Annotated in this window: 10 protein-coding genes and 1 pseudogene; 6 read left to right on the top strand and 5 right to left on the bottom strand. The window is 73.7% G+C overall.

Going from position 1 to position 12,206, the window contains the following annotated elements:
- Nucleotides 1-338: 338 nt before the first annotated feature.
- The 3 genes from ACZ3YL_RS42065 to ACZ3YL_RS42055 form a co-directional block, all read right to left on the bottom strand.
- A complete protein-coding gene (locus ACZ3YL_RS42065; protein ID WP_188305436.1) occupies nucleotides 339-1,646 on the bottom strand; it encodes a cation:proton antiporter in 1,308 nt (435 codons plus the stop codon).
- A gap of 589 nt (nucleotides 1,647-2,235) precedes the next feature.
- Complete coding sequence (locus ACZ3YL_RS42060; RefSeq protein WP_188305435.1) at nucleotides 2,236-2,664, bottom strand: DUF7144 family membrane protein; 429 nt, start codon at nucleotides 2,662-2,664, stop codon at nucleotides 2,236-2,238.
- Nucleotides 2,665-2,739: 75 nt separating this feature from the next.
- Nucleotides 2,740-3,108, bottom strand: coding sequence for an STAS domain-containing protein (locus ACZ3YL_RS42055; protein WP_188305434.1), 369 nt, complete (start codon nucleotides 3,106-3,108; stop codon nucleotides 2,740-2,742).
- Nucleotides 3,109-3,400: 292 nt separating this feature from the next.
- Between ACZ3YL_RS42055 and ACZ3YL_RS42050 the strand changes: the two genes are divergently transcribed.
- The 4 genes from ACZ3YL_RS42050 (at nucleotide 3,401) to ACZ3YL_RS42035 (ending at nucleotide 6,113) form a co-directional block, all read left to right on the top strand.
- Nucleotides 3,401-3,751, top strand: coding sequence for a hypothetical protein (locus ACZ3YL_RS42050; protein WP_188305433.1), 351 nt, complete (start codon nucleotides 3,401-3,403; stop codon nucleotides 3,749-3,751).
- 91 nt (nucleotides 3,752-3,842) lie between these two features.
- Nucleotides 3,843-5,180, top strand: coding sequence for a DUF2252 domain-containing protein (locus ACZ3YL_RS42045; RefSeq protein ID WP_465663107.1), 1,338 nt, complete (start codon nucleotides 3,843-3,845; stop codon nucleotides 5,178-5,180).
- Between the two features lie 149 nt (nucleotides 5,181-5,329).
- Entirely contained in the window at nucleotides 5,330-5,794 is a 465-nt protein-coding gene (locus ACZ3YL_RS42040; RefSeq protein WP_188305431.1) for a DUF6325 family protein, read from the top strand.
- A 40-nt stretch (nucleotides 5,795-5,834) separates the two neighbouring features.
- Nucleotides 5,835-6,113 carry an SHOCT domain-containing protein gene (locus tag ACZ3YL_RS42035; RefSeq protein ID WP_188305430.1) on the top strand — a complete coding sequence of 93 codons (279 nt, stop codon included), beginning with the start codon at nucleotides 5,835-5,837 and terminating at the stop codon, nucleotides 6,111-6,113.
- Nucleotides 6,114-6,304: 191 nt separating this feature from the next.
- Here ACZ3YL_RS42035 and ACZ3YL_RS42030 read toward each other — a convergent pair whose 3' ends face one another.
- The gene (locus ACZ3YL_RS42030) at nucleotides 6,305-6,520 is read right to left on the bottom strand and encodes a hypothetical protein (protein WP_465663105.1); all 216 of its coding nucleotides are present in this window, start codon (nucleotides 6,518-6,520) and stop codon (nucleotides 6,305-6,307) included.
- The gene (locus ACZ3YL_RS42025; protein ID WP_465663103.1) at nucleotides 6,517-9,243 is read right to left on the bottom strand and encodes a bifunctional acetate--CoA ligase family protein/GNAT family N-acetyltransferase; all 2,727 of its coding nucleotides are present in this window, start codon (nucleotides 9,241-9,243) and stop codon (nucleotides 6,517-6,519) included. Before ACZ3YL_RS42025 ends, ACZ3YL_RS42030 begins: the two co-directional genes overlap by 4 nt.
- Nucleotides 9,244-9,428: 185 nt before the next feature.
- On the opposite strand from ACZ3YL_RS42025, the gene ACZ3YL_RS42020 reads away from it, so the two are divergent.
- Entirely contained in the window at nucleotides 9,429-11,804 is a 2,376-nt protein-coding gene (locus tag ACZ3YL_RS42020) for a glycoside hydrolase family 65 protein (protein ID WP_465663101.1), read from the top strand.
- A gap of 58 nt (nucleotides 11,805-11,862) precedes the next feature.
- Nucleotides 11,863-12,206, top strand: a pseudogene (locus ACZ3YL_RS42015) (cation transporter); the annotation flags it as partial.

Below are 12,206 nucleotides of genomic sequence, written 5' to 3'. Positions count from 1 at the left end.
CGACGACGACCGGACACCAGGCGCGGTGGATCACCGCCCGGTGACCGGGCCCAGGCGGTGCCCGGTGCGGCCGAGTACGAGCAGGTCGGCGGTGCGGGCGGCGTCCGCCAACGCGTCCGCGGCCCGGCCCGTCGGCCGCGAGGCTCGAGGGCGTGGGCAGGGGCGGGTCCTGTTCGTGAATCGGGGATCTGCGGTCAGGGGCGAGCAGTGGCCCCGGCGGGCGCGGGCCGATCGGTGTCGCCATGCCAGGCGGGCCAGCCGAGCAGGCGGGCGAAGGCACATCGCTGGGCGTGGCCGACGGGGGCTGACCGGGTGAGGTATGACACCGGGCGGCGGCCTCACTCCCCCGGTGAGCCGGTCGGGTCGACCCAGCGGCGCCGGATCGCGGGCGGCCTGCGAGCGCTCTCCCGCAGGCCCGGGTCACGCTCGGCGGCGCGCTCGTACCAGCGGCCGTAGCGGTCCGAGAGCACCACCGCGGACACCCCGTGCAGGATCACGCTGAGGCCGACGGTGACCGCGACCACCCGGCCGATCAGTTCCACCCCCGGGATGTGCTGCTCCGCGACCAGCAGCCCGAGCACGACCGAGGCCAGACCGCGCGGCCCGAACCACGCGACGTAGGCCACGGTGGGCGCCTTGAGCCCGGTTCCGGCGAGGGAGAGGGCGACCGGGACCATTCTGACCACGGTGAGACTGAGCACGGCGTAGCCGACGATGCGCCAGCTGAGGTGCTCCAGTGCCGGGCCGAGCAGCACGGCGCCGAAGACCAGCAGGCTCAGCAGGGCCAGCAGGTTGCCCAGGTCCTCGGCGAAGTCGGCGGTGTCATCACGGTCCGGCACCGCCGGCCCGCTGCCGCGCTTCGCGTACGCGAAGGCGAACCCGGCCACCCAGGCCGCGATGAAGCCGCTTCCGTGGGTGACCGCGGCCAAGCCGTAGGACGCCGCAGCCACCGCGAGGACGAGGAGCTGACGCCATTCCCTGGTGATCCAGCCGTGTTCGAGCGACCACCGCAGCAGCCGGCCGCCACCACCCCCGACCGCCAGGCCGAGGACGGTGCTGAGCAGCAGCGCCCTCCAGAAGGTCCCGTCGGCCCCCTCCTCGGCGTACGGGGTGCCGGGGATGGCCGCCAGGAAGAGCACGAAGAACGGCAGCACCATGCCGTCGTTGAGCCCGCTCTCCACGTTCAGGGCCTGGCGCACCAGCCCCGGCACCCGGGGGTTGGCGATCGCGCTGCTGCCGAGCGCCGCGTCGGTAGGGGCGAGGACGGTGCCCACCAGCGCGAGCTCCCACCCGGTGAGCCCGGGCAGCAGCGGCCAGGCCAGCAGCCAGCCCAGCGCGATGCTGGGCACCAGGCCGATGCCGAGCAGTCGGCCCGGGAGGGCGGCGCCGGTGCGCAGGTCCCGGGGACGCACGGCCATGGCGTCGGTGAACAGCACCAGGGTCAGGGCGGCTTCCAGGGGGGTGAGCAGCGGCCCGGGGTCGTGTTCCAGGCTGATCAGGTCGAGGCCGACCGGCCCCAGCAGGACGCCGGCCCCGACGAACACGATGGCCGCGGACACCGGTGTGCCCGCCAGCCGTCGCGAACCGAGTGCGTAGGCGGCGGTGACACCGGCCACCGCCACCCCTGCCCACCCGGCGTCACTCACCGGTACCGCGACTTTCGCCCACCCGTCCGGACGCGGCGAGCAGCGAGACCGGCACCAGGATGCAGCTCAGCGTGATCAGCACGGCCGAGACCGTGCTCATGACGATCCGCCCGGCCATGGCGGGGCGCCCGGCCCCGGGGGGCGAGCCGCTGTTGCCCGCCTCGTCCGTCCCCCGTGCGGACGGAGGCCCGGCGGCTCGTTCATCAGTTCTCCCGGCTCTCCGCGCGGCCGTGGCACCGCTGACCACCATTGCCCCGTAGACCCCGGCCACCGGCACCCCGGGGTGGTCCGTCCGGAGGAGGTACGGCCGTATGGCCGCGCGCTCCCGGGCGACCGCGACCGGGATGCGCCCCGGGGACCGGACCCGCCCCCGGCAGGTGAAACCTCGGCGCCGTTTCGCCGAACGGCGGGCCGCCCGACAGGCCGAACACCATCGCGCTGGGGATCGCCGACGGGTACGTGGCAGCCGGGCCAGGGCCGACTGGCCCGGCTGCTGGAGACTTCGAATCCGGCCCCGACGAACGCGGAAGGACGGTCCCCGCACGGCCGAAGCCGTGCGGGGACCCGGAACGGTCGTCGTCCGGGGCCGTCAGGCCTCTTGTCTGGTCGTTCCGACGCACAGCGCCCAGATGACGAAGGCGTCGATCGCGATCAGGACGATCGCCCAGAACGGGTAGTAGGGCAGCCACAGGAAGTTGGCGATCATTCCCAGCCCGGCGACGATGACACCGACGACACGGGCCCAGGCGGCGCCGCTGAACAGCGCCACGCCCGCCAGGACGACCACGACGCCGAGGATCAGATGGATCCATCCCCATCCTGTGGTGTTCATCGAGTACACGTAGTGCCGGGTGACGACGATCAGGCTGTCCTTGGCGATGCCGGCGATCCCCTGGAAGATCGCCATGATGCCGCCGGCGGTCAGCATGATCGCCGCGAAGATCGTCCACCCGGTCGCAAAGGGGCGCGGCTCGGGGACCGGGGTGGTGCGGGACGCTTCGGTGGCGCTACTGGTCATGACACGGACTCCTTCGGTAACGGCCGCCTGGCCCGGAACGGGAGACGGGCAGCGGGAGAGAGAGGCAAAGCCGGTTCACAGGGGCTCCGAGGAGAGGGCGGCCGCCGGGCTCGGGCTCGGCGCCGGTGGAGCGGGCAGGAGTTCGGCGACCCGGAGCAGGGCGAGGACGCGCTGGAACCTCGGCTGGATGCCGATGAGACGGAACTCCGCGTGGTGGACGCGGCAGACCCGGCGGGCCTGGAGGAGTGCTCGCACACCGGCGGCGTCGCAGAAGGTGAGGCCCGCGACGTCGAGGTCCAGCCGATGCGGACGAGCCGCGATGGCCCGGGCGACGGCATCGCCCACGAGCGGCGTCGTCGCGATGTCGAGTTCGCCTTCCAACGACACCGACGCGGTGTCCCGGCACATCGTGGCCCTGGTGCGGAGTAGGTCGTCGTCTCTCATCACGATCACCCCGGAAGCTCGGCTGGCGGAAGGCCTCGGACCGGAGGCCCTACGTCCACCGTAGGACCGGGCCTGTCACCCGGTCGTGGGCCGACCGGACCGCGTCAAGGGCCCGAACGGCCTTTACCCGCGAGGGTCTTGACTCCGCTCGGGAGCGTCGCCGTCACACACGGTCCCCCTGCCGTCCGACCCGCGATATCTGGGCCGAACGGCCCATGGCGCCCCGGCCGTCTTCTGTGAACGTCGGAAGGGAGGGATCGTCCCATCGCACTCACCGAAGGAGGCGAGACCAATGCCCGGCATCCACCACCGCACATCACGTCTCACCGTCGCGCCCGGCTCCACCGAACTCGGACGTGTCGACTGGGTCGTCCTCGGTACCTCGGCGCTCGTCGCCGGCGCGGTCGCGCACGCGTTGTCGGGCGTCGTCGCGATCGCCAAGGACATGGTGCGCCCCGCTCCCCAGCGTGCGTCCGTGTCGGACCGCGCCGCTCCCCCTGCCGGCCCCGACGTCAACGAGCGGGACGGCTGGATCCTCATCACCAGCCTGTTCGTCATCGTCGGCGCGATGGCGCACGCCGTCGCGCGCGTCGTCGAGAGCACCAGGACGGTCGTGCACCCGACCGGCCCGCAGCCGCGCTGATGACGCCCGCAACGACCGGAGCGTGCACCCGATCGGCCGCCTCGGGCACCCGGCTGGGCCGGAGCGCGGCGACACTGGCCAGGTGGAACCGATGACCACCGACTCCGTCGCAGCGGGGCGGCAGGCCCGCAAGCGCCTGCCGCGCTCGGCCCTCGGGAGCTGGGCCCCCGCACCGGAGCGGTCCGACCCCGTCGACGTCCTGGAGCAGCAGGCCGCCTCCCGTGTCCCGGAGCTGGTCCCGATCCGGTACGGCCGCATGGCCGCGTCCCGGTTCGCCTTCCTGCGGGGCGCGCCCGCCATCCTGGCCGCGGACCTCGCCGCCTCCCCGAACACCGGGCTCACCGTCCAGCTCTGCGGGGACGCGCACCTGTGCAACTTCGGTCTCTTCGCCTCGCCCGAGCGCGCCCTGCTGTTCGACCTCAACGACTTCGACGAGACCCTCCCGGGCCCGTTCGAGTGGGACGTCAAACGCCTGGCCGCCAGTGTCGCCGTGGCCGCGCGCGAGAACGACGAACCGGACGCATCCGCGTGGGCCGCCGCTCTGGCATCCGCCCGGGCGTACCGGATCGCCATGCGACGGCTCGCGAGCCTGGGCGAACTCGACGTCTGGTACGAGCGGGTCGACACCGCCGATCTCCTGCCGCAGGTCCAGGTGCCGAAGTACCGCAAGCGCGTCGAGGGCGCCCTGGCGAAGGCACGCGGGCGCACCAGCCTGCAGGCCCTGGCCAAACTCACCGAACCGGGCCCGGACGGTGAGCCCCGCATCGTCCACGACCCGCCGCTGCTCGAACCGGTGGACCCGCAGGACGTGTCCCAGCTCCACCAGATCCTCACCGACTACCGCGCCACCCTCCCCGACGAGCGGGCGGCGCTCCTGGACCGCTTCGAGCTGATCGACGCCGCCCGCAAGGTGGTCGGCGTGGGCAGCGTCGGCACGCGCTGCTACATCGGCCTCTTCCGGGGACGACTCACCGGCGAGCCGCTCTTCCTCCAGGTGAAGGAGGCGGAACGCTCGGTGCTGGAGCCGTACCTCCCACCCAGCCTCCACCGGCACCAGGGGCGGCGGGTGGTCGACGGACAACGCCGGCTCCAGGCCGCCGGTGACATCTTCCTCGGCTGGGCCACCGGCCCGGCGGGCCGCGACTTCTACTGGCGGCAACTGCGGGACATGAAGGGCTCCGCCGTGATCGACGGCATGCCCCGGTCCCTCCTGGAGCAGTACGCCGACCTGTGCGGCCGCACCCTCGCACGCGGCCACGCACGCTCCGGGGACCGCGTCGCCATCGCCGCCTACCTGGGTGCCGGCGACGTCTTCGAACGGGCCGTCGCCGACTTCGCACTTGCCTACGCCGAGCAGACCCGCTCCGACCACGCCGCACTCACCGCCGCGATCGCCGAGGGCCGGATCACCGCACGGGCCGGGGTGTGAACGGTCCGGGGTGTGAACGGCCTCGCTGCCACGAGTCCGCCGGTCCACCACGAGTCGGCCGGACAGCCTCCGGAAGGCGCGCCAGCCGGCGGAAGGCGCTGTGAGCTCCCCTTCCGCGCCCAACCCTCTCCCTCCGCAAAGGAGTTGCCATGAGTAACGCTTCCGCCGACGACATCAACGAACTCGGCCCGATCGACTACCTGGTCGTCGAGTTCCCCGGTACCCGTCTGACCGGTGAGGGTATGCCCCTGCTCCTCGACCTGGTCGACCGGGGCATCATCCGGATCCTGGACCTGACCTTCGTCAGGAAGGAATCGGACGGCTCCTTCACCGCGATGGAGGTCGCCGATCTGGACGGCGACGGACAGCTCGACCTCACCGTGTTCGAAGGCGCCTCGTCGGGGCTGCTGGGCGACGACGACATCAGCGAGGCGGCGAACGCCCTGGAGCCCGGGAGCTCCGCCGCCGTCCTCGTCTACGAGAACCTGTGGGCCGCCCCCCTGGCGGCCGCCCTGCGCCGCGCCGGCGCCCAGTTCGTCGCCGGCGGCCGGATCCCGGTCCAGTCCGTGCTGGCGGCGCTGGAAGCCGTCGAGGTCACCGACGGCTCGGCCTGACCGCGCACATCCCGCGCCAACGACGAAGGAGAAGGATCCCATGCCCGGACTGATTCGAGGAGTGGCCCGCACCGCCGCGATCGCCGGAACGGCGACGGCCGTGTCCAACCGCGTATCGCGGCGGCAAGCCGGCCGGTGGGCCCAGCAGGACGCGACGGCCGCACAGGCCGCCACCTACCAGGCACCACCGCCGGCCGCGGCCCCCACCAGCACCGACGACACGATCGACCGGCTCCAGAAGCTCGCCGCCCTCAAGGAACAGGGAGTGCTGACCGAAGCCGAGTTCGCCGCCCAGAAGGCGAAGATCCTCGGCGCCTGACCGTCCCAGGCGGAGCCGACGGCCGGAGCGGGGAGCACCGGCCGAACGCACCGACCGACGCCCCCAGCCCCGGCCGCGCTTCCGCGGCCGGGGCATCTCACACTGGCCGGCCGTGAGCGACAGACCCCGCCCCCGCCGCACGATCCCCAAGCGCCGGACCAGGGCGGTCACCGTCGAGGGCCGGCGCACCGTCAGCGGTGCGGCAGCGGTGCGGTGTCGGAGGCGATCAGCACGGCGGTGACGGTGGCGAAGTCGGTGCCGGGGGTGACGGCGACGCCGGGCCGGCTCATGCAGGTGCGGACCAGCGTGCGGCCGGGTGGTCGTACCGGCTCGGAGGCCGGGAAGGTGTCGGCCTCCGAGCCGTCGAGTCCGAGCCGTCGAGGATGCTGTGTTTCCTGGCGGTTCACTCCGCTTCGGCCGCCGCCGGACGCCGCAGTCGTCGCAGGTAGGGGTCGAAGGACGGCCGGCGTTCGAGGCGGACCCTGGCGTCCACGCAGAGCGCGCCGTCGGGGCGGGCGATGACAGGATTGAGGTCGGCCTCGACGAGCTCGGGGAAGTCGTCGGCGAGCCGGGACAGCCGGGCGAGGACGGACCGCACCGCCGCGAGGTCGACCGGAGGTTCCCCGCCGTTGCCCAACAGCAGTGGAGCGCTGCGTAGTTCGGCGACCATGGCGGTCAGGTCCCGCTCACTCAGCGGGGCGAGCCGGGCCACCCGGTCGGCCAGCACGTCGGCGGCGGCGCCGCCCAGGCCGAGGACGATCAGCGGGCCGAAGACCTGGTCCTGGACGACGCCCGCGAGCAGCTCGATACCGGGCGCGGCCATCGGCTGGACCACCGCTCCCTCCAGCTCTCCCCCGAACCGACTGGTGAACTCCCGATAGGCGGAACGCACTTCGGCATCGCTGCCAAGGCCGGTGCGGACCGCCCCGGAGGCACTCTTGTGCACCTGCCCGGGCCAGTACGCCTTGAGCGCGACCTTCCCCTCGTGCCCGAGCCGGCGCAGGCCGGTGGCGGCGACGGACACGGTGTGCTCGTCGCGGGCCCAGACGGTCGTGGTGAGCGGCAGCCCGTACGCCTCCAGCAGATCGGCGGTGGAGAGCGGGTCGAGCCAGCCTCCCTCAGGATGGGCGGTGAGATGGCCGTCGACCAAGCTGCGGGCGGCGCGCCGGTCGCAGTCCGGGGCGTCGGCCGGCGGCGAGAACGGCTCCGCGAGCCGACGGGCGCGGTCCCGGGCGTGGGCGAGGGCGCGGGCTGCGGAGAGGCCGTCGGAGTACGCGGGCAGCATGCCGCCGTCGGCGCAGCCGCGGTAGCGCACGGGCACCTGCTGGTCGAGCAGGACCGCCGCGATCGGGACCCGGCGCCGGGCCGGACCCTCCAGCAGGGCGCGCACCGGATCCTGGCCGGGGCTCTCGCACAGCGCCGTCGGCGCGATGCACACCAGGATCGCGTCCACGGCCTCCTCACGCTCCAACGCACGCAGGAACAAAGCGAGTTCGGTCGGACCCACCGCCGCCGTGGTGTCCACCGGATTACGGACAGAGGCCCCGGGCGGAAGCAACTTCGCAAGTTCGGAGGGGAGTTCCGGCAACAGCAGCCCCGCCTCGGCGCAGGCGTCGGCGGCCAGGATGCCGATGCCGCCCGCGTTGGACACCACGGCCACCGCGCCGCGCGGGTCGGGCAGCGGCTGGGCGTGCAACAGGGCCGCCACCTCGACGAGTTCCTCGATGCTGCGGGTCGCGGTGATCCCGGCCTGCCGGAAGAGCGCCTCCCGGGTGACGGTGGGGGTGGCGGCGGCCGCGGTGTGCGAGGCGGCGCCCCGGCGGCCGGCGGTGGAGCGCCCGGCGTCCACCGTCAGCACCGGGATCGTCCGGGTGACCCGCCGGGCGGTGCGGGCGAAGGCGCGCGGGCTGCCGAAGGACTCCAGATGGAGCAGCGCGAGGTCGGTGCGGCCGTCCGCCTCCCACCACTGCAACAGGTCGTTGCCGCTGACGTCGTACTTGTCGCCGAGCGAGACGAAGCTCGACACCCCGATGCCCAGCCAGGCCAACCGCTGGAGCAGCGCGATCCCCACCCCGCCGCTCTGCACCGCCACCCCGGCGGTGCCCGGCCGGGGGAAGGCCCCGCCGAACTCGGCGTCCAGCCGGACGGCGGGGTCGGTCTGTGCCATGCCGAGGCTGTTCGGTCCGACCAGGCGCATGCTGTGCCGACGGCAGGCGTGCATCAGGGCGCGAGCCTGCTCCGGTCCGAGGCCGGAGGTGAGCACCAGCAGCGCCCGGACTCCGGCAGCGCCGCACTCCTCGGCCACCGCCGGCACGGCTCCCGCGGGCACGGCCAGCACCGCGAGGTCGGGCACGGCGGGCAGCGCGCGGACGGAGGGATACGCCGGCCGGCCGTCGATCTCCCCGGTGTGCGGGTTGACCGCCCACACCTCCCCCACGAAGCCGCCCCGCCGGATCCGCCCGAGGACGGTCCGGCCGACCGAACCCGCCCGCCGGGACGCCCCGATCACCGCCACCGACGCCGGGCGCAGCAGCGCGGCCAGGCTCGCGACGTCGGCGCGGCGGCCGCGCTCGTCCACGGCGGAGCGGTAGCGCTCGCCGACCTCGTCGTCCAGCGGCACCCGGATCCTGACCTCGCCCTGGGTGTACCGGCGCTCGACCGGCAGCCCGAGGTCAGCGAAGACCCGGTGGACGGCCCGGTTGCCGAACAGGGTGTCGGCCTCGAAGAAGCGGACGCCCGCGGCCCGGGCGGCGTGCACCAGGTGTTCCAGCAGCAGGGTGGCCGCGCCCCGGCCGTGCCAGCGGTCCGCCACCGCCAGAGCCAGCTCGGCGGTCGCCGGCGGCTGGTCCAGCAGCTCGCAGTCCGCCTCCCCGATCAGCTCCTCCCCCACCCAGGCACCGAGCGCCAGCAGGCCCGCCCGGGGCGGCCCGCACAGCCGGTCGGCGGCCTGCGCGGGCGCGTTGCGGCTCACCCCGAAGAACCGCATCCGGCGGCTCTCCTCCGACATCCCCTCGGCGTGCAGGTCCAGCACCGCGCGGTGGTCGCCCGGACCGAGCGGGCGGAGTTCGACGGTGGTGCCGTCGGCCAGCAGAGCTTCGGCGGTCACCCGCGGCGGGTGAACGATGGACATGGCGCCTCCTCGGCCGTCGCCGTTCTACCCCTTCAGCCTCCACGCCGGTGCCGCACGCCACGAGGGCCGACCGACCCTACGCAGGCCGCCGGGCGGCCCGGCGGCGCCGTGCGCAGACTGGAGGAAGGTCAGTCGACACGGGAGGTCACCTCGTGGCATCGGACCCGCCGCCGGGGTACCCCGACATGCCGGATCCGTGGACGCTCCGCTACCAGGGCTTCGACCCCGGCGAGGAGGGGCTCCGCGAGGCGCTGTGCGCCGTCGGCAACGGCTACCTGGTCAGCCGGGGCGCCGCGCCGGAGTCCGTCGCGGACGGCGTCCACTACCCGGGGACGTACCTGGCAGGCTGCTACGACCAAGCGGAGTCGACCGTCGCCGGGCGCACCGTCTCCAACGAGGACCTGGTCAACGGCTCCAACTGGCTGCCGCTGACCTTCCGCCCGGCCGGCGGCACCTGGTTCACCGGGCCCCCGGCCGAACAGACCCTGGAACTGGACCTGCGCCGGGGCGTGCTGACCCGACGGGCGCTGGTGGTGGACGCACTGGGCCGGCGGACCGGGCTGGTTCAGCGCCGCCTCGCCAGCCAGGCGCAGCCGCACCTGCTCGCGCTGGAGAGCACCTTCACGCCGGAGAACTGGTCCGGGCCGCTGGAGGTCCGCTCCGGCCTGGACGGCGATGTCGCCAACACCGGTGTCCGCCGTTACCGGGGGCTCACCGAGCGCCACCTCACCCCGGCCGGTCAGGGGGTCGACGACATTGGGCTGCTCTGGCTGGAGAGCGAGGCGATCGGCTCACCGCTGCGCATCGCCCTGTGCGCCCGGACGAGTGCGGACCGGATGCCTGGAGGCCGGGCGCGGGTGACCACCGAGTGCCGCGTGGGGTGGGCGGCCCACCTCCTCACCCTGGACGCCGTGCGGGGCGAGCCCGTCACCGTGACGAAGACGGTCGCGGTGTACACCTCCCACGACCGGGCCATCGAGACCCCGCTGCGCGCCTCCCGCCAACTCGCCGCCGAGGCCGGGGCCTTCGCCCAACTTCTCGCCCAACACACGCTGCGCTGGGAAGAGTTGTGGCGCCGCTGCCGCATCGAAGCCGACTTCGACGGCGCCGGCCCGCTGCACCTGAACCTGTTCCACCTGCTCCAGACCTACTCGGAGCACTCCGTCGACCTGGACGTCGGCATCCCGGCCCGCGGCCTGCACGGCGAGGCGTACCGGGGCCACGTGTTCTGGGACGAGCTGTTCGTGCTGCGGCTCTTCAACCTGCGCTTCCCGGAGCTGGCCCGCGCCGTCCTGCGCTACCGCCATCGCCGCCTGGACGCCGCCCGACGGGAGGCCCACTCGCTCGGGCTGCGCGGGGCGGCGTACCCGTGGCAGAGTGCCGCCGACGGCCGGGAGGAGTCGCAACAGCTGCACCTCAACCCGTTGTCCGGCCGCTGGCTGCCCGACCACAGCCACCTCCAGCGGCACGTCGGCTCGGCCGTCGCGTACAACATCTGGCAGTACTACCAGTCAACCGGGGACCGGGACTTCCTCGCCACGGCCGGCACCGAGATGCTGCTGGAGATCGCCCGGTTCTGGTCCTCGGCCGCTGTCCACGACCCGGCCCGGGGGCACTGGTCGATCCGCGGCGTACTGGGCCCCGACGAGTACCACGACGCCTACCCGTGGGCGGACCGGCCGGGCCTGGACGACAACGCGTACACCAACGTGCTGGCCTCCTGGGTGCTCGCCCGGGCCCAGGACGCCCTGGACGTCCTGCCCGGCCACCGGCGCGACGAGCTGCGCGAACGCCTCGCCTTGGACGACCGGGAACTGGACCGCTGGCAGGACGTCGGCCGCCACCTCCACGTCCCCTTCCACGAGGGCGTGTTGAGCCAGTTCGACGGCTACGAGCGGCTCGCCGAACTCGACTGGGAGGGCTACCGGCGCCGCTACCCCGACCTGCGCCGGCTCGACCGGATCCTGGAGGCCGAGGGCGACACCGTCAACCGCTACCAGGTCTCCAAGCAGGCCGACGCGCTGATGCTCTGGTTCCTGTTCTCCGCCCGTGAGGTCCGGGACCTGCTGCGCCGCCTCGGCCACCCGGCCGGGCACGAGCTGTTGCGCCGCACGACCCACTACTACCTGCGGCGCACCGTGCACGGCTCGACGCTCAGTTCGGTGGTGCACGCCTGGGTGCTCACCCGCTCCGACCGCCGCGCCTCCTGGCACCACTTCCGCGACGCCCTGGTCGCGGACCTGCGGGACAGCCAGCTCGGGACCACGGCCGAGGGCGTCCATCTGGGCGCCATGGCGGGCGCGGTCGACCTGCTGCAACGCTGCTACACCGGACTGGAGGTCCGCGAGGACGCCCTCTGGCTCGACCCCCATCTGCCGTCCGCCCTCGGCCGGCTGGAGCTGGACCTGCGCTACCGGGGGCACTGGGGCCTGACGATCGCCGTCGACCGCCGGACCGTCACGGTGAGCCTGCGCGAGGACCGCCAGGAACCGGTCCGGATCCGGGTGCGCGGCGCGGAGGCGACCATCCGACCCGGCGGGACCCGGCGCTTCCACCTCTGACGTCCACGGCGCCGGGCTCTGGCTCTGGCTCTGGCTCCGGCTCTGGCAGAATCCGACCGTGACCGACGTGACCGCGACCTCCCACCGCACTCTGCTCCGCCGGGGTTTCGCCCTCGAGTACGCGACGCTGGGCTGGAACGTGATCGGCATCGTGATCCTCGCGGTCGCCGCGATCGGCGCCCGCTCGGTCGCGCTGGCCGGCTTCGGCCTGGACTCCCTGATCGAGATCGGCGCCTCCACCGTCGTGCTCTGGGAGCTGTCCGGCAGCGGCGAGGAACGGCAGAAGCGGGCGCTGAGGCTGATCGGGGCCGGCTTCGCACTGCTCGGCCTCTACCTGCTCGCGCAGTCCACGACCGTCCTGGTCAGCGGCTTCCACCCGCACCACTCCACGCTCGGCATCGC

The sequence above is a fragment of the Kitasatospora sp. NPDC023176 genome, from assembly GCF_055560495.1.
Note: the sequence above shows the minus strand (reverse complement) of the source record. Positions and strands in the feature narration are given on the sequence as shown.

Coding starts and splice junctions, on each gene's coding strand:
- ACZ3YL_RS42060 (WP_188305435.1), bottom strand. CDS start 2,664: ATGACCAGTAGCGCCACCGAAGCGTCCCGCACCACCCCGGTCCCCGAG.
- ACZ3YL_RS42055 (WP_188305434.1), bottom strand. CDS start 3,108: ATGAGAGACGACGACCTACTCCGCACCAGGGCCACGATGTGCCGGGAC.
- ACZ3YL_RS42050 (WP_188305433.1), top strand. CDS start 3,401: ATGCCCGGCATCCACCACCGCACATCACGTCTCACCGTCGCGCCCGGC.
- ACZ3YL_RS42045 (WP_465663107.1), top strand. CDS start 3,843: ATGACCACCGACTCCGTCGCAGCGGGGCGGCAGGCCCGCAAGCGCCTG.
- ACZ3YL_RS42040 (WP_188305431.1), top strand. CDS start 5,330: ATGAGTAACGCTTCCGCCGACGACATCAACGAACTCGGCCCGATCGAC.
- ACZ3YL_RS42035 (WP_188305430.1), top strand. CDS start 5,835: ATGCCCGGACTGATTCGAGGAGTGGCCCGCACCGCCGCGATCGCCGGA.
- ACZ3YL_RS42025 (WP_465663103.1), bottom strand. CDS start 9,243: ATGTCCATCGTTCACCCGCCGCGGGTGACCGCCGAAGCTCTGCTGGCC.
- ACZ3YL_RS42020 (WP_465663101.1), top strand. CDS start 9,429: ATGCCGGATCCGTGGACGCTCCGCTACCAGGGCTTCGACCCCGGCGAG.